Source organism: Streptomyces sp. NPDC055239 (assembly GCF_053606205.1).
Map to the genome: position 1 here is coordinate 86,759 of NZ_JBSGRD010000003.1, position 17,143 is coordinate 103,901.

Annotated in this window: 13 protein-coding genes; 2 read left to right on the forward strand and 11 right to left on the reverse strand. The window is 69.3% G+C overall.

Going from position 1 to position 17,143, the window contains the following annotated elements:
• Positions 1 to 76: 76 nt before the first annotated feature.
• Both ACWFRJ_RS11380 and ACWFRJ_RS11385 read right to left on the reverse strand, forming a co-directional pair.
• Positions 77 to 1,375, reverse strand: coding sequence for a M14 family metallopeptidase (locus ACWFRJ_RS11380; protein ID WP_453527436.1), 1,299 nt, complete (start codon positions 1,373 to 1,375; stop codon positions 77 to 79).
• A complete protein-coding gene (locus ACWFRJ_RS11385) occupies positions 1,372 to 3,333 on the reverse strand; it encodes a Xaa-Pro dipeptidyl-peptidase (protein ID WP_453527439.1) in 1,962 nt (653 codons plus the stop codon). Before ACWFRJ_RS11385 ends, ACWFRJ_RS11380 begins: the two co-directional genes overlap by 4 nt.
• 207 nt (positions 3,334 to 3,540) lie before the next feature.
• On the opposite strand from ACWFRJ_RS11385, the gene ACWFRJ_RS11390 reads away from it, so the two are divergent.
• Positions 3,541 to 5,031, forward strand: a complete 1,491-nt coding sequence (locus ACWFRJ_RS11390; RefSeq protein WP_453527442.1) for a M1 family metallopeptidase — start codon at positions 3,541 to 3,543, stop codon at positions 5,029 to 5,031.
• Between the two features lie 77 nt (positions 5,032 to 5,108).
• On the opposite strand, the gene ACWFRJ_RS11395 is transcribed toward ACWFRJ_RS11390, so the two are convergent.
• The 5 genes from ACWFRJ_RS11395 to ACWFRJ_RS11415 all read right to left on the reverse strand — a co-directional run bounded on the left by ACWFRJ_RS11395 (position 5,109) and on the right by ACWFRJ_RS11415 (position 10,573).
• Positions 5,109 to 5,897, reverse strand: coding sequence for an alpha/beta fold hydrolase (locus ACWFRJ_RS11395; RefSeq protein ID WP_453527445.1), 789 nt, complete (start codon positions 5,895 to 5,897; stop codon positions 5,109 to 5,111).
• 79 nt (positions 5,898 to 5,976) lie between these two features.
• A complete protein-coding gene (locus ACWFRJ_RS11400; protein WP_453527448.1) occupies positions 5,977 to 6,456 on the reverse strand; it encodes a F0F1 ATP synthase subunit B family protein in 480 nt (159 codons plus the stop codon).
• 109 nt (positions 6,457 to 6,565) lie between these two features.
• Positions 6,566 to 7,045 carry an Appr-1-p processing protein gene (locus ACWFRJ_RS11405; protein ID WP_453527451.1) on the reverse strand — a complete coding sequence of 160 codons (480 nt, stop codon included), beginning with the start codon at positions 7,043 to 7,045 and terminating at the stop codon, positions 6,566 to 6,568.
• A 43-nt stretch (positions 7,046 to 7,088) separates the two neighbouring features.
• Positions 7,089 to 8,546, reverse strand: a complete 1,458-nt coding sequence (locus ACWFRJ_RS11410) for an amino acid permease (RefSeq protein WP_453527454.1) — start codon at positions 8,544 to 8,546, stop codon at positions 7,089 to 7,091.
• 215 nt (positions 8,547 to 8,761) lie between these two features.
• On the reverse strand, positions 8,762 to 10,573 hold the full coding sequence (locus ACWFRJ_RS11415; RefSeq protein WP_453527456.1) for an AMP-dependent synthetase/ligase: 1,812 nt from the start codon (positions 10,571 to 10,573) through the stop codon (positions 8,762 to 8,764).
• A 160-nt stretch (positions 10,574 to 10,733) separates the two neighbouring features.
• On the opposite strand from ACWFRJ_RS11415, the gene ACWFRJ_RS11420 reads away from it, so the two are divergent.
• Complete coding sequence (locus ACWFRJ_RS11420) at positions 10,734 to 11,468, forward strand: MerR family transcriptional regulator (RefSeq protein WP_453529572.1); 735 nt, start codon at positions 10,734 to 10,736, stop codon at positions 11,466 to 11,468.
• A 19-nt stretch (positions 11,469 to 11,487) separates the two neighbouring features.
• On the opposite strand, the gene ACWFRJ_RS11425 is transcribed toward ACWFRJ_RS11420, so the two are convergent.
• The 4 genes from ACWFRJ_RS11425 to ACWFRJ_RS11440 all read right to left on the reverse strand — a co-directional run bounded on the left by ACWFRJ_RS11425 (position 11,488) and on the right by ACWFRJ_RS11440 (position 17,140).
• Positions 11,488 to 12,210, reverse strand: a complete 723-nt coding sequence (locus ACWFRJ_RS11425) for a hypothetical protein (protein ID WP_453527459.1) — start codon at positions 12,208 to 12,210, stop codon at positions 11,488 to 11,490.
• Positions 12,211 to 12,318: 108 nt separating this feature from the next.
• Entirely contained in the window at positions 12,319 to 14,490 is a 2,172-nt protein-coding gene (locus ACWFRJ_RS11430) for a 3-hydroxyacyl-CoA dehydrogenase NAD-binding domain-containing protein (protein ID WP_453527462.1), read from the reverse strand.
• 252 nt (positions 14,491 to 14,742) lie between these two features.
• Positions 14,743 to 15,957 carry an acetyl-CoA C-acetyltransferase gene (locus ACWFRJ_RS11435; protein ID WP_453527465.1) on the reverse strand — a complete coding sequence of 405 codons (1,215 nt, stop codon included), beginning with the start codon at positions 15,955 to 15,957 and terminating at the stop codon, positions 14,743 to 14,745.
• A gap of 40 nt (positions 15,958 to 15,997) precedes the next feature.
• A complete protein-coding gene (locus ACWFRJ_RS11440; protein ID WP_453527468.1) occupies positions 15,998 to 17,140 on the reverse strand; it encodes an acyl-CoA dehydrogenase family protein in 1,143 nt (380 codons plus the stop codon).
• Between the last annotated feature and the right edge of the window lie 3 nt (positions 17,141 to 17,143).

A 17,143-nucleotide genomic window follows, 5' to 3' on the forward strand; every position in this document is an offset into this window, starting at 1 on the left:
ACCTCTCACGGTCTCTCATTCGTACTGTCTCTGTGCTCCGCTACCCAGTACCACATGTGACGCACCTATCAACTACTCAACAGTGGGTGTCGGGTGATCCTGTGACCAGGTGGTAGGTCGCCCGCTCGTCGAGGAGCAGCGGCACGAGAGCCCGCGCGGACTGCCGCAACGGCACGTAGGCGCCCGCGCCGTCCCGCCTGACCTTGACTCCGTGCAGGGCGAGTTCGTCCTTGACGTCGCCGTACTGGGCGGCGTCGAGCCGGTAGCCGCAGGGCGGGTCCTGGATCACTTCGGCCGGTTCGGCGGGGTCGTTGTCCGCGCCGCCGACGTAGATGGGCCCACGGTCGCGGAAGCCTTCGAGGCGGGAAGCGGTGGTGGCCGCCTCCAGCTGGCCGCGCCGTTCGTCGGCGTAGGCGAACAGGCCTCCGAGAGCCGAGAGTTGGGACTTCACGCGGCGCCGGTTGTTCAGCGCCTCGTCCTTCTTCTCGGCGTCGGTGAGCGGATCGACGCGGCTTTCGATGAGCAGGCCCGCCGCATGCTTGATGCCGGAGACGTTGCGCAGGATGCGCTCCTGGCCGTCGCCCGCCGTCTGCTTGATCGGGTCACCGGTGACGGGGTCCGTCCAGATTCCGTACGTTCCCGTCGTGTGGCCCGCGTCGTTGGCGGCGGGCCTGACGTACCCCTCGGACAGGGTCCGCGCCTCGTCGTGCACCGCGTCGTCGGTGTTGAGGTTGCGCGGCCACAGGTCGAACAGGTCTTTGTCGTAGTACTTGGGTGTTGCTCCGTACTCGTGCAGGTCGTAGATGGAGTCGGGCTGCCGGTCGCGGATGACGGCGGCCATGGCGCGGGCCTCGGCGGTCTTCAGGGAGATGTGGTCGCGGTTGATGTCGACGCCGTCGGAGTTGCCGCGGGTGTCGGCGGCGCGGCCGTCCGGATTGGCGGTGGGCACGACGAGGAGCGTGGTGCGGGAGAGGAACTTCCGGGTCTTCTTGTCCTTCGCGTACGCCAGGTCGCGGATGGTCGAAAGACACGCGTCACGGCCCGACGGCTCGTCGCCGTGCTGGCTGCAGATGAGCAACACCGTGTTCTTCGTGGGGCGTTCGCCGATGCGGACCAGTTGGACGGGCCGGTTCTGCTTGGTGGTGCCGATGCGGGAGACGGAGACCCGGTCGGTCGCCTTGTCGATGGCCGCGAGGAGCTTCTGCTCCTCGGGCTGGCTGGTCCAGCGTGCGCCGTCGCTCTCCTCGAATCCCGTGCGCGGCGGGGTCGACGTGGCCTGCGCGGGCGCGGTCAGGAGCGGGGCTGCGAGCGCGGCCGTGGCGCAGGCGAGCGCCAGGGTGCGGATGCGGGGTGTGAGGCCGGTGCGGGGTCTCATGAGGTGCTGCCTCCGGGGACGGGGCGGATCGGACGCGGCGGGGCCACGCCGTCGAGACGGGACTCGCGGGGGGTGACGGTCTTGGTGGTGCGGAACGCTTCGGCGCCGCCGACCAGCGGGACCTTCGCCGAGGTACGGGACAGGTCGATGGCGAGCGTCGGGGTGTCGGCCGGAGGGTCGATGAGGCCCTTGTCCGTGCCCGCGACGATCAGCGCGAGGCGATGCCCCTTGGGTACGACGTGGTCGCTCGCGGCGAGGTCGAGGGTGATGGTGTGCGGCTTGCCCGGCGTGAGGGGGCGGCCCTTGTGGTCGTCGGCCCAGTTGCCGAGGTCGGCCCAGCCGCGGCTGAAGACCGTGTAGTCGACGTCGGCGGTCTTCGCCGCGGTCTCCTTGTAGCAGGAGCTGTCGCCGTCGGTGCTCGGGCCCCAGCAGGTGCGTTCGGGGAGTGTGGTGATGCCCTCGCCGGCGCCCGCGTAGTCGCGGATGGTGGCGGGGCCGAGGTCGACGAGTACGGCGGAGAGGTGGGCGGTGCGGGTCGTCGGGGTCGCGGTGACGGTCACCTCGGAGGAGCCCGAAAGACGCAGGTCGCTGCTCAGGGGCTTGCTGGTGAACCCGGCCTTCGAGGGGGTCGAGGAGTCGATCTGCGCGGCCCAGTCGGTCTCGCTCAGCTTCGGGTCGTCGGTGAAGGTCTCGCTGCCGGTGCCGGGCTTCGTGGTGAGGGTGCCGACGCCGGGTGAAGTTCCCTTGCCGGGGCGGAGCTTCACGGTGTCCGTGGCGCGCGGGGGCCAGACGCGGTCGGTGGTCCACTTCCCGGGGGCGCGCTCGATGTCGGCCATCGGCTCGCGGTCGATGCCGTTGTCGTAGCCGAGGAGCTCGTGGTCGAACCAGCGGTGCAGGGTGCGCACCCAGTCGCCGCGCCGGAAGTCGAAGGGGTCGACGTGCCCGGTCTGGCTGAGCCACAGCTTGCGGTCGACGCCCGCGTCGGCGAGGGCGTCCCACCACTGGCCGAGGTGCTTCGTGCGGACGTTCAGGTCCTGTCCGCCGTGCACGGCGAAGACGCTGGCCTTCACCTTGTCCGCGTCAGGGGTGTAGTCGCGCTCGCTCCACAGCCGGGTCCAGTCGCCGGTGCGGGGCGCTTCGTCGACGAGTCGTTTCTGTACGGCGCCGCAGCGGGCCCGCGCCTCCGGGCTCTCCACGTAGTCCGAGAGCCACTCGGGACCGCTGTCGTAGAGGGGAGCACCCTTGGCGAAGTAGTAGTCGTACCAGGAGGAGATCGCACCGATCGGGACAATAGTCTTGAGACCTTGCACTCCAGTGGCGGCCACGCCCTGCGCGATCGTGCCGTCGTAGCTCTTGCCGATCATTCCGGTCGCGCCGGTCGTCCAGGACGCCTCGGCGCTCTTGCCGCCGGTGCGGGTGGTGTAGCCGTGGGCCCGGCCGTTCAGCCAGTCGACGACGGCCTTGGCGGACTGGATGTCGGAGCGGCCCCCGACGTCCACGCAGCCGTCGGAGCGGTTCGTTCCCGCGAGGTCGACGGCGACGAATCCATAGCCGCGGGGCACGAAGTAGTTGTCGTAGTAGAGCGGGAACTGGACGGGTTTGCCGTCCGCGTCGTACGTCTTCTTCTGGCTCTCGTTGCCGCGCCCGCAGCAGGAGTAGTACGGGCTGGCGTCCATGATCACGGGGATCTTCCGCCCCTGCTGTGCGGGTTCGCGGGGCCTGACGATGTCGACGGCGACGCGGTCGGACTTCCCGTCACCGTCGCCGTCGATCTTCGTGTCGACCCAGACGGATTCACGGATCGCACTCTCGTACGAGTAGACGGGTTTGCTCTCGCGTGGGGCGTCCGTCGCCCCTTGGGCGGCTCCCGGGGCCACGAGCGTGGCCATCAGGGCGGCAAGGGCCGCCGTGAGCAGTGATCTCCAGATCAAGCGCGTGCGGCGCGCACGTATCGGCATGGCGCGGAAGGTACACGGGTCAACTCCCGCGCGACAGAGGGCGATACGCGGCGACGACAGGCTCATGGGGCGTTTTGGCACATGTCGGCCGAATGGCGATCGTGTGACAGGAGCGACCATGGACATGACGCGTGGCCACCGGGCTCAATAAGGTCGGATCCATCTTCGGACTCATCTACCGATGTGCCCCTACGACTTGGAGCTCTTGTGCACCGCAGACTCATCGCCCCGGGCGCGCTCGCGGCCTCTCTGCTGCTGGCGATCCCGGCATCGGCCGCCGACTTCTCCCCCGGGGCGCCGGGTATCGGCGATCCCTATTACCCGGCGAGCGGCAACGGCGGCTACGACGTTTCGCACTACGACCTGCGCCTGAAGTACCAGCCGAAGACCGACCTGCTCGAGGGCACGGCGACCCTCAACGCCACCACGACGCAGGATCTCTCCCGCTTCAACCTCGACCTCGGCCTGAAGGTCAGCGAGGTGCGCGTCAACGGCAAGAAGGCGGCCTTCAAGAAGTCCGGCGAGCAGGAGCTGGAGATCACTCCGGCGGCAGGACTGCCCAAGGGCACGCCGATCACCGTCGTCGTGCGGTACGCGGGCAAGCCGTCCGAGGTGAAGATCAACGGCTTCACGGCGTGGGCGCGGACGCCGGACGGCGGCGTGGCGGCCCAGGAGCCGGACTCGGCCGCCTGGTGGTACCCGTCCAACGACCACCCGCTCGACAAGGCGACGTACGACGTCTCGGTCTCCGTGCCGGACGGCTCGCAGGCCATCTCCAACGGCGTACTGCAGTCGCAGAGTTCGAAGCTCGGCTGGACGCGCTTCAACTGGCGCTCGAACAAGCCGCAGGCCAGCTATCTGACGACGCTCGCCGTCGGCAAGTTCGACATCACGACGGACAAGACCGCGGACGGTCTGCCCGTCCTGAACGCCTACAGCAAGGACCTCGGCGACAACGCGGGGGCCGCGCGGGCGAGCATCGAGCGGTCGGTCGAGGTCACGGAGTGGCTGGAGACGGTCTTCGGCAAGTACCCGTTCAACGCCCTGGGCGGTTACGTCCCGAACGTGACGAGCGGCTTCGCCCTGGAGACGCAGACGCGGCCGTTCTACAGCCCGAAGCAGTTCGCCAACGGGGCGAACGTGTCCGTCGTGGTCCATGAGCTGGCCCACCAGTGGTACGGCGACAGCGTGTCCGTCGACGGCTGGAAGGACATCTGGGTCAACGAGGGCTTCGCGCGCTACAGCCAGTGGCTGTGGTCCGAGAAGGAGGGCGAGGGCACGGCGCAGGAGCTTGCGGACTACGTGTACGCGCAGCACCCCGCCGACGACCCGTTCTGGAAGGTCAAGCCGGGCGACCCGGGCCCGGAGAACCAGTTCGACATCGCTGTGTACGACCGCGGGGCGCTTGCTCTGCAAGCGCTGCGGGGCGAGGTCGGCGAGAAGTCCTTCTCCGCGATCCTCAAGGGGTGGCCGAAGGAGCACGCGTACGGGAACGCGAAGGTCGGTGACTTCGTGAAGTACGCGGAGAAGGTCTCCAAGAAGCCTCTCGCTTCGCTCTTCGACGCGTGGCTCTTCCAGCCTTCGCGGCCGGACGCGCCTGCGGCGAAGGGTGCGGGGATCGCTCGGTCCGCCGCCGTTCCGGCCACGCCGAAGTCGTGGAAGTCGATCGCTGCCACGAATGGTGTGCACGATCACTGAGGACTGACAGCTGATACGGGGCCGCCGCTTCACGGCGGATGTCTCCCGCCCGCCCCACTCGTCGGGGCGGGCGGGAGCTACCTCGCGGTCCCGTACGCCTCGACGATGATGTCCGCGACCGCCTCCGGCTCCCGCAGGGTCGGGAAGTGGTCGCTGTCCCGCAGCCGTACGAGCCTGCAGCCCGGGATGCGTGCCGCCATCTCCTCGTTGCAGCGGACCACCTCGGGGTCGTCGTGCTCCCCCAGGGCGAGCACGCACGGCACGGTGAGCTCGCCGAGCCGGTCGAAGGCCGGCGGGTCGGGCACGTGGTGGGGTTGGACGGCGAACCAGGCCGGGATCACCGCCCTGATGAACGCCTCCGCCTCGGGGTCGTCCCCGGCGCCCGCGGCGGCCGACGTGCGCTTCACCAGGGCCACGATGCCGTCCATGTCCTCAGCCTGCGCGAGCCTGACCACCTCGGCCGTGAACTCCGCCATGAGGAAGTCAGGGTTGCCGGTGATACCGGGGACCAGCAGGGCGAGCCCCGCGACCCGGGCCGGGTCGCTGAGCGCGAGGCCGATGGCCGTGGTGCCGCCCATGCTGGATCCCACGATGAACGCCCGGGGGACGTCGAAGTGGTCGAGGACCGCGATCAGGTCCTCGCCGAGCGAGAACGACGCGGTGGGGGCGGGCGACTTGCCGTACCCCCGCGCGTCGTAGCGGATGACCCGCCGCTCCTGCGTGAGACGCGGCAGGATCCCGTCCCAGACGCGGGAGTCCGCGACTCCCGGGTGCAGCAGGACCAGCGGCAGCGCCGCGTCACCTCCCGAGCCACCCGAGTCCTCCGCCCAGACCTCGCCGTCTTTGACCGGCACCATGAGTTCCATGGTGCGAGCGTGACGTGACACCGGCCCGGGCGCCAGACCAACAGGCCGAACGGCCCCCGTCGGACGCGAATGTGTTCCCCTAGCGGCCGGAACCCGACGCGGCCCCGAGGGGCTCCCCCACGATCCTGCTCGCCAGCTCGGAAGCCAACTCCGAGACCTGGAGGCGCAGTTCGATCTCCGCCGACGCACGCTCGGCCTCGATCCTGTTCTTGCCGCCCGCAAGGACCTCGTCGCGTTCGCGCAGACCGTCGTCGCGGGCGGCGGCGATCAGGGTGGCGCCTTCCTCCCGGGCCTGCTGGCGCACCTGCGCGGCCTCGCGGCGGGCCTCGGCGAGCGTCGCCTCGTGCTCTGCGCGTATCCGCTCGGCCTCGCGCCGCAGTTCCGCCGCCGGTCCGCCGGTCACCCCTTCGAGGAGCGTGGCGCGCTCTTCGAGTACGCGGTTGAGGCGGAGGACCATGCGCCTCACGAGGAAGTAGAGGGGGGCGAACAGCACGGCCCCGACGACGAGATTCTCGACATCCGGGTTGATCGGCCCTAACGGCATGGGAATGAGCTGCATGCAGCCGATCTACCCGCTCATCCGTGCGCAACAACGCACGCCTGTACGGCAGTTGAGTGATTCCCGCCACATCGGGTCAGAGAGGCGGGCGGCTGTACGGGCGGGGGGCTCAGTCCCCGAAGTCGTACACCGTCACCGCGATGCCCCGCTCCACCAGGCGCCTGGTTATCAGCGGCTCGACGCGGGACCACTTGCCGCCCGCGAGCCCGCAGCCGATGCGCGGCATGTGCACGGAGGCGTCGAGTTCGGCCGCCTTGTCGGCGAGCGCGGCCAGGGCGGTGTCGATCGCCTCGTACCGCACGGGGACGCCCTTGCTGCCCGTGCGCATGCCGCGCTGGCCGATCATGTTGGCCACCCATGTGTAGCGGGAGACCTCGACGAACTGGACGGCACCAAGGCCGAAGTCGTTCTTGGCGCGCTCGCGGTGCCACCGGCGGTACGCGGCCTCCGGCTCGGGCCAGCGGCGCGACACCGCGACGACGAAGCCCTTGCCCCAGCCCCCGAGGTCGTTGCAGACATGGGCGATCAGCTTGACGCCCTTGCCACATGGCGCGGTGGCGTCACCTCGGACATAAGTGATCTCCGACATGACGCCACCGTAGGTGCTGCCACTGACAGTGGCCCCTGAGCTGTTACTTCGTGAGGCCGGCCGTCTCGCGGTCCACCCTGCGGCGGATGCCGTACCAGCCGGCGACAAGCGCCGCCCCGATGAGCGGGATGAGGTAGAGCGTCTTGCGCCCGATCTCCGGGTCCTTCCACATCAGGACGAGCACGGAGAGCAGGAAGACGATCGTGACGATCTCCGTGACCGGGCTGCCGGGGAGCCGGAAGCCGGGCCGGGTGAAGGCGCCCTCGTTGGCCTTCCGGACGAACGCCAGGTGACAGACCATGATGATCACCCAGGTGCTGATGATGCCGAGGGACGCCACGTTCAGGACGATCTCGAAGGCCTGGCTCGGCATGAGGAAGTTCAGGCCGACGCCGAGCACGCACACCGCGGAGGTGAGCAGGATGCCGCCGTAGGGGACCTGGCTCTTGTTCATCTTCGCCGTGAACTTCGGCGCCGAACCGGCCATCGCCATCGAGCGCAGGATGCGGCCCGTGGAGTACAGGCCCGAGTTCAGCGACGACATCGCCGCCGTGAGGACGACGAGGTTCATCACGTCACCGGCCGCGGGGACGCCGATCTTGGAAAGGACCGTCACGAACGGGCTCTGGTCGGCCGAGTACATCGATCCGGGCAGGAGCAGCGCGAGCAGGACGACGGAGCCGACGTAGAAGAGGCCCACGCGCCACATGATCGAGTTCACCGCGCGCGGGACGACCTTCTGCGGCTCGGCGGTCTCGCCCGCCGCGACGCCGACCAGCTCGAGCGAGGCGTACGCGAAGACGACGCCCTGCATGACGATGACGACCGGCATCAGACCGTGCGGCAGGAAGCCGCCGTTGTCGGTGATCACGCTGATGCCGGGCGTATCGCCGCCGACCTTGTGCTGGGTGACGAGGAGGAATATGCCGATCAGCATGAAGGCGATCAGGGCCGCGACCTTGACGATCGCGAACCAGAACTCCATCTCGCCGAAGTACTTCACCGAGATCAGGTTGATCGCGAGGACGACGGCGAGGGCGATCAGCGCGAGCACCCACTGGGGGATGTCGGTGAAGAAGCTCCAGTAGTGCGTGTAGAGGGCGATCGCGGTGATGTCGGCGATGCCGGTGGTCGACCAGTTGAGGAAGTACATCCAACCGGCGACGTAGGCGCCCTTCTCGCCGAGGAACTCACGCGCGTACGAGACGAACGAACCCGACGAAGGGCGGTAGATGACCATCTCGCCGAGGGCGCGTACGACGAAGAAGGCGAAGATGCCGCACACGAGGTACGCGACGGCGAGCGCGGGGCCCGCGGAGTGCAGGCGTCCGCCCGCACCGAGAAAGAGTCCAGTTCCGATCGCGCCACCGATGGCGATCATGTTGACGTGGCGGGCCTTGAGGTCCTTGCTGTAACCGGCGTCGCCCGCGTCCGCGGGGGCCTGGGACGCATCTGTGCGGGATGCGTCCGCAGCGGCCGTGTCTACGGCTTCCTTGCTCACGTGGGGGGTCTACTCTCTGGTGCCCGGAAAACTCCGGTGTCCGGATGTACTCCGGTCCACGACACCCCTGACGTGCGTGGACCGACGCGACACCTTCCCCCAGAGATCGCCGGGCATGCGGTGGCACACGTCACATAGCGGAACTTCTCACATGGCGGGCGGGGGGTGTACACACGATGATCACAGGGTGTAGAGCCAGTGGATCACTGGGTGCGTCACTGCGTGTACAGCCCGTCGATGGCGTCCCCGTACTTCTCCCGGATGACCCTGCGGCGCAGCTTCAGTGAAGGTGTCAGCTCCCCGGTCTCGGGGCCCCACTCCTCCCCCAGGAGCCGGTAGCGCTTGATCTGCTCGGTGCGGTTGAGGCGTGCGTTGGCCGCGTCGACGGCTCGCGCGACCTCCTCCCGCACGGCATCGCTCGCCGTCAGGTCGCCGGTGATCCCCCGGGCGGCGGCCCACACAGGGGCCATCTCCGCGTCCAGGACGAGCAGCGCCACCAGGTAGGAGCGGCCGTCGCCGTGGACGAGGGCCTGGCCTATGAGGGGGTGCTCCTTGAGGGTGTTCTCGACGAGTACGGGCGAGACGTTCTTGCCCGTCGAGGTCACGATCAGTTCCTTCTTGCGGTCGGTGAGCCAGAGGAAGCCGTCCTCGTCGATCCGCCCGACGTCGCCGGTGGCGAACCAGCCGTCCGCGTCGCAGGCCGACTCGATGGAGCCGTCGGGCAGGAGATAGCCGTCGAAGACCGTCGCGCCGCGCACCAGGATCTCGCCGTCGTCGGTGGTGCGGACCTCCAGGCCGTCCAGGGGCTTGCCCACCGAGCCGAGCCGGAAGGCGCCCGGGGTGTTGATGGTGACGACGCCGGTCGTCTCCGTCAGACCCCACGCGTCCATGATCACGATGCCGAAGCCCGACCAGAAGCGCACGACGTCCGGCGGCATCGACGCCGCCGCGCTCGCGGTCCACACCAGTCGGTCGAATCCGGCCAGGGAGAGCAGCGGGTCGAGGGTCTTCTCCTTGGCCTCGCGATACGCCCTCTCCAGGTCGGCAGGCGGGTCCTCGCCGCGCTCGACGTACTCCACGCGCGCGCGTGTCGTCTCGTTCGCCGCCTCGATCGCCTCCCGCTGCTGCTCCGGCAGTCCGGCGAGCGCGGCCCTTACGGACGCGGCGAGCTTCTCCCACACGCGCGGGACCCCGAAGAACTGCGCGGGCCTCAGCTCGCGCGCGGTCGCGGCGACGGCGGTCGGATCCGCGCACAGGTACACGTGCGCGGCGCGGAACACCGGCAGGTAGATGCCGAGCATGCGCTCCGCGACGTGGGCGAAGGGGAGGTAGCTGATGTGGTCCACGAAGTCGGGGAGTTCGACGACGGCGTCCAGGGCGACGCCGTTGAGGACGACGTTGCGGTGGGTGATGCGCACGCCCTTGGGGTCACCGGTGGTGCCCGACGTGTAGACGACGGTGAGCGGATCGTCGGCCCGGGACTCGCGCCAGGCCTTCTCGAAGGCGTCAGGGGCGAAGAGGCGGCTGCCTGTGGCGTGCAGGGAGCCGTACGTGCGGTGCGGGCCCGCGTCGGCCGCATCGACGACCACCAGGCGCTCCAGCGGGACCTCCTCGTCCGTCAGGAGGGGCTCCCAGCGGGCGAGTTCGCGGGCGCCCTCGACGATCGCGAAGCGGGCGCGGCTGTGTCTGGCGATGTGCGCGATCTGCTCGGCGGCCGATGTGCCGTACACGGTGACGGGGACCGCGCCGAGATGCACGAGGGCGAGATCGCTCAGCCAGTGTTCGGGGCGGTTGCCCATCATCATGAGGACGTGTTCGCCGCGCCGCACACCGAGCGCCGTGAACCCGGCGGCCAGAACGGAGGCCTTGCGGCGTGCTTCGCGCCAGGTCAGTGTCGTCCACTCCCCTTCGGGGGTGGTGCGCCAGGAGAGTGCGGGGCGCTCGCCGTGGTCCTCGGCGTTGCGCAGCAGCAGGGCGGGGAGCGTGATGTCGGCGGGTTCCCCGGGGAGTCGCAGGATCGTGGTCATGACCGCCTCCTGGCGTCATCGACGAAGCAAGTGACTGGCCGGGACGCTTTCACAACAGTGGTGAGACAGCAATACTGTTGCACCTGATCGGTGCACAACCATCGGTGCACGACCGCTGGTGCACGGGGCACAACTGGGGAGGCGATGCGCTGCCATGACGATGACGACGACGTCGGACACCGACGAGCCGACGCTCACGGTCGACGAACTGGCCGCGCGCGCGGGCGTCACCGTCCGCACCATCCGCTTCTACAGCACCAAGGGTCTGCTCCCGCCGCCCGTGATCGGCCCGCGCCGGGTAGGTCACTACGGCGAGGAGCATCTGTCCCGGCTCGGGCTCATCGAGGAGTTGCAGCACCAGGGCATGACGCTGGCCGCGATCGAGCGGTACCTGGAACAGCTGCCGGACGACCTGAGCGCCCACGATCTCGCCATCCACCGTGCGGTGGTGGCCTCCTGGGCCCCCGACGCGGCCGAGGACACCGACCGCGCGGAGCTGGAGCGCAGGGCGGGGCGCCCGCTCACCGACGCGGACCTGGAGCGGCTCTCGGCGATGGGCGTCGTCACGCCGACGGAGTTCCCGGGGGCGTACCGCGTCGACCCGGGGCTGCTGCGCCTGGGCGTGGAACTGCTCGACGTACCCATCGCGCACGAGACGATCCTGGCGGCGCGCACGGTCCTGATGGAGCACACCCGCTCGGCGGCCGTCGAGCTGTCCCGGCTCTTCCGTGACGAGGTGTGGGGCCCTTACCGCGAGCGGGAGTCGGACCCGGAGCACGTGGCGGCGATGCGGTCCCTCTCGGCCCATATGCAGCCCATGGTGGTGCAGGCCCTGGTGACGGCGTTCCAGCGTTCCCTCAAGGAGGAGCTGCGGGAGTGGCTCAAGGAGAGCTGAGCCACTCACCGGCCCCGTGCTACACCCTGGCGTCGGCCGCGGTGGCGGTCGGCGTCTCGCCCTGCGAGGCCTGCAGCAGCCGCTTGGCGTAGACGTCCGCGAGAACGCCCAGGTCCTTCGTGGCGTACGCGGGCCCGGAGTTGTCCCGGAGCTTCAGCGTGGCGACGAACTTGCCCTGGAGGATGACGATCTCCCGGGTGTTCTTGCGCGCCGGTCCCGTGAACCCGAAGGCAACGCTGTCGGCGCCCTGCCGCGGCCCATCGACGACCTTCAGCTCGCGCTTGTCGCCCCGCACGTAGCTGTCCCAGGCCTCGAAGGCGCGCTGGGCCGCCCTGTCGTTGCGGTACACGATGAGGTCGTAACTCGCGCCCTCGGCCTGATCGCTGCTGTGGTAGCCGACCTGCCCGTTGGCGACGGCGCCCTTGCACTTGCCGCCCGGGTCCTTGCACACGGAGGGCGCCTTGGCGCGGCTGTGCAGCTCGGTGCTGACGGTTCGCAGGGCGGCCGGCATCGTGTCGGCGGGCGGCAGGATCGCCTCGGCGTCCCTGGCACCGCTCGCCGAACCGGCGCCCTTGGCGGCGGATCCGCCGGTCACGCCGCCGATGGTGCGGCTGTGCGACGACCCCGAACGCGACTTGTGCTTCTTGTTCTTCTTCTTGCCCCCGCAGCCCGTCAGGGCCAGCGAGAGGACCAGCACTCCGACGCCGACTGCTCGCGTCGTTCCCCCAGTTGTGAACCGCACAGCGGTACATCCTCCGTTTGTCGTGATCATGCTCTACGGGAGGATACGACGCGGGGGCGAAGACCTGCGGTTCCGCCCCGGAGAGGACGGAACCGCGGGTGCCGAGCGTCAGTTGTCGCTGAACTTCTCGCCGTTCTGCGCCTTCTCGACAAGCAGCGCGGGCGGCGTGAACCGCTCCCCGTAGCGGTCGGCCAGCTCGCGCGCGCGAGCCACGAACCCGGGAAGGCCGCCTTCGTAGCCGTTGATGTACTGGAGCACGCCACCGGTCCAGCCGGGGAAGCCGATGCCGAAGATGGAGCCGATGTTGGCGTCCGCGACGGAGGTCAGGACGCCCTCCTCCACCAGGCGCACGGTGTCGAGCGCCTCGGAGAAGAGCATGCGCTCCTGCATGTCCTCGAAGGGGATCTCCGTGCCCGGCTTGGTGAAGTGCTCGCGCAGGCCCGGCCAGAGACCGGCGCGCTTGCCGTCCACGTACTCGTAGAAGCCCGCTCCCCCGCTCCTGCCGGGGCGCTCGAACTCGTCGACCATGCGGTCGATGACGGAGTCCGACGGGTGTCCGGCCCAGGTGCCGCCTGCCTCCTCCACAGCGCGCTTCGTCTCGTTGCGGATCTTGCGCGGCAGGGTGAGGGTCAGCTCGTCCATCAGGGAGAGGACCTTCGCCGGGTAGCCCGCCTGGGCCGCGGCCTGCTCGACGGACGCGGGCTCGATGCCCTCGCCGACCATCGCGACGCCTTCGTTGATGAAGTGCCCGATCACGCGCGAGGTGAAGAAGCCGCGCGAGTCGTTGACGACGATCGGCGTCTTGTTGATCTGGCGTACGAGGTCGAAGGCGCGGGCGAGCGCCTCTTCCCCGGTCCGCTCGCCCTTGATGATCTCGACGAGCGGCATCTTGTCGACGGGCGAGAAGAAGTGCAGGCCGATGAAGTCGACGGGCCGCGTGACGCCCTCGGCGAGCTGGGTGATCGGCAGCGTCGAGGTGTTGGAGCAGAGCAGCGCGTCCGGCTCGATGACGTCCTGGATCTCCTGGAACACCTTGTGCTTGAGCGAGGTGTCCTCGAAGACGGCCTCGATCACGGCGTCGCAGCCCGCGAGGTCCTGCGGGTCGGCGGTCGGCGTGATGCGGGCGAGCAGCGCGTCGGCCTTCTCCTGGGTCGTACGTCCTCGCTGCACCGCCTTGGCGCACAGCTTCTCGGAGTAGGCCTTGCCCTTGGCGGCGGCCTCGGCGGAGACGTCCTTGAGGACGACCTCGATGCCCGCACGGGCGCACGAGTAGGCGATGCCCGCGCCCATCATCCCCGCGCCGAGGACGGCGGCCTTGCGGACCGGACGTGCCTCGATGCCCTTGGGCCTGTTGGCGCCGGAGTTGACGGCCTGGAGGTCGAAGAAGAACGCCTGGATCATGTTCTTCGCGGTCTGGCCCGTGACCAGCTCGGTGAAGTACCGGGCCTCGATGGTCAGCGCGGTCTCGAAGTCGACCTGGGAGCCCTCGACGGCGGCCGCGAGGATGTTGCGCGGGGCCGGGTAGGGGGCGCCGTTCGTCTGCTTCTTGAGGTTGGCGGGGAAGGCGGGCAGGTTCGCCGCGAACTTGGGGTTGGCGGGGGTGCCGCCGGGGATGCGGTAGCCGGGCTTGTCCCAGGGCTGCTGCGACTCGGGGTTGGCGTCGATGAAGGCGCGGGCCTTCTCGATCATCTCTTCGCGGGTGGCCGCCACTTCGTGGACGAGGCCGTTCTCCAGGGCGCGCTTCGGGGAGTACTGGGTGCCCTGGAGGAGCACCTTGAGGAGCGCGTCCGCGATGCCCATGAGGCGCACGGTGCGGGTCACGCCGCCGCCCGCCGGGAGCAGGCCCAGGGTGACCTCGGGCAGGCCGATCTTGGAGCCCGGTGCGTCGAGCGCGACGCGGTGGTGGCTTGCGAGGGCGATCTCGTAGCCGCCGCCCAGGGCCGCGCCGTTGATGGCGGCGACGACCGGCTTGCCCAGGGTCTCGATGCGGCGCAGGGAGCCCTTGATGGCGACGCCCGCCTGGAACGCGTCCTGCGCGTTCTCGGGCCCTGCCTGCATCATGTCCTTCAGGTCGCCGCCCGCGAAGAAGGTCTTCTTGGCGGAGGTGTAGATGATGCCGCGGATGGAGTCCTTCTCGGCCTCCGCGCGCTCGGCGATCGCCGCGATGGAGTCCTTGAACCCCTGGTTCATGGTGTTCGCGGACTGGTTGGGGTCGTCGAGGACGAGGGTGAGGATGCCGGTGGCGTCCATTTCCCAGCGGATAGTGGTGCTCTGCGTCATGATGCGCTCTCCGTGAAGTCTGAGGGGCCCGGGCGGGATCCGGGGAGGGTGGTGCCGTTTCGTTGCCGACGTGACGCCGGTGGGGGCTGGTCGCGCAGTTCCCCGCGCCCCTGAGATGCGCACTGCGTGCGCCATCTCAGGGGCGCGCACCGGGGAAGGCAGCGGCGAAGCCGCACGCCTTCAGGGGCGCGGGGAACTGCGCGAGCAACCACGACGCACCCGCAGTCGGCGTCATATGACAGCCCCGCGGCGCTACACCCGTTCCACGATCGTGGCGATACCCATGCCTCCGCCGACGCACAACGTGGCGAGCCCGTACCGCTTGTCCTGACGCTCCAGCTCATCGACCAGCGTGCCCAGGATCATCGCCCCGGTCGCGCCCAGGGGATGGCCCAACGCGATCGCGCCGCCGTTGACGTTGACCTTGTCCAGGGACAGGCCCATGTCCTTGACGAAGCGCAGGACGACGGCCGCGAAGGCCTCGTTGATCTCGACGAGGTCGATGTCGTCGATGGTCAGACCCGCCTTGGCGAGCGCCTTGCGGGCGGCGGGGGCGGGCCCGGTGAGCATGATGGTCGGCTCGGAGCCCGAGACTGCCGCGGAGACGATCCGGGCGCGCGGGGCGAGGCCGTAGCGCTCGCCGACCTCCTTGGTGCCGATGGCCACGAGCGCGGCGCCGTCCACGATGCCGGAGGAGTTGCCCGCGTGGTGGACGTGCTCGATCTTCTCGATCCAGTGGTACTTCTGCAGCGCGACGGCGTCGAACCCGCCGAGGTCGCCGATGTCCTTGAAGGAAGGCTTCAGCTTGCCGAGCGAGTCGGCGGTGGTGCCGGGGCGCATGTACTCGTCGTGGTCCAGGACGACCAGGCCGCTGCGGTCCTTCACCGGCACGACGGACTTCTCGAAGCGGTTGTCCTTCCAGGCCGCCGCCGCGCGCTCCTGGGACAGGGCCGCGTACTCGTCGACGTCACGCCGGGAGTAGCCCTCCACCGTGGCGATCAGGTCGGCGCCGATGCCCTGCGGCACGAAGCCCGTCTCGTAGTTGGTCATCGGGTCGGCGAACCAGGCGCCGCCGTCCGAGGCCATCGGGACGCGCGACATCGACTCGACGCCGCCCGCGAGGACGAGGTCCTCCCAGCCCGAACGCACCTTCATCGCGGCCATGTTGACGGCTTCGAGACCCGACGCGCAGAAGCGGTTCTCCTGGACGCCGGCGACCGTGTCGGGCAGTCCGGCGGCGATGGCCGCGATCCGCGCGATGTCGGAGCCCTGGTCACCAACGGGGCCGACGACGCCGAGGACGATGTCGTCGACGGCCGCCGGGTCCAGGTCGGGGAACCGTGCCCGGATCTCGTGGATCAGGCCGACGACGAGGTCGATCGGCTTGGTGCCGTGCAGGGCGCCATTGGCCTTGCCGCGTCCGCGCGGGGTGCGGATCGCGTCGTATACGTACGCTTCGGTGGTCAAGACAGCTGCCTTTCGCAAAAAAGAACTTCGAAGGTGAGGGTCAGGCGAGCAGGGAGCGGCCGATGATCTCCTTCATGATCTCGGTCGTGCCTCCGTAGATCGTCTGGATGCGGCCGTCGGTGAAGGCCTTGGCCACGCGGTACTCGGTCATGTAGCCGTATCCGCCGTGCAGTTGCAGGCAGCGGTCGGCGACGCGCTTCTGCAGTTCGGTGGCCCACCACTTGGCCATCGACGCGTGCACGGCGTCGAGCTCGCCGTTCGAGTGATCGACGATGCAGCGGTCGAGGAAGGTCCGGGTGACCGCGCACTCGGTCGCCATCTCGGCGATCTCGAAGCGGATGTGCTGGAGCTTGGAGAGCGGGCGCCCGAAGGCCTCGCGCTCCTTGACGTACGTCGTGGTGATCTCCAGGAGGTGCTCGGCGGCGGCGATCCCGGCGACGGCGATGCCCATGCGCTCCTGGGCGAGGTTCGTCATCAGGTGGATGAAGGCGCCGTCGAGCTCGCCGAGGAGGTTCTCCTTGGGGACGCGTACGTCGTTGAAGAACAGTTCGGCGGTGTCCTGGGACTTCTGGCCGATCTTGTCGAGGTTGCGGCCCCGCTCGAAGCCGTCGGTGCCGCGCTCGACGACCAGGAGGGACAGGCCCTTCGCGCCGCCTTCCTGCGAGGTCTTGGCGACGACGATGACGAGGTCGGCGAGGATGCCGTTCGAGATGAACGTCTTGGAGCCGTTGAGCAGCCAGTGATCACCCTGGTCGACGGCGGTGGTGCGGATGCCCTGGAGGTCGGAGCCAGCGCCCGGCTCGGTCATCGCGATGGCCGTGATGATCTCGCCGGAGCAGAAGCCGGGCAGCCAGCGCCGCTTCTGATCCTCGGTGGCGAGGGAGGTCAGATACGGGCCGATGATGTCGTTGTGCAGGCCGAGCGCGAGCCCGGCCGCGCCCGCGCGGGTGAACTCCTCGGCGAGGACGGCGCTGTAGCGGAAGTCGGCGTTCCCGCCGCCTCCGTACTCCTCGGGCACGGCGAGGCCGAGCAGTCCCTGCTTGCCAGCGGCGAGCCAGGCGTCACGGCTGACGATCCCGTCCTTCTCCCACTCTTCGTAGTGGGGCACCACCTCCTTCGTCAGGAAGGTGCGGACGGTCTCGCGGAACGCCTCGTGTTCGGCGGAGAAGATCTGTCGCTTCACGTA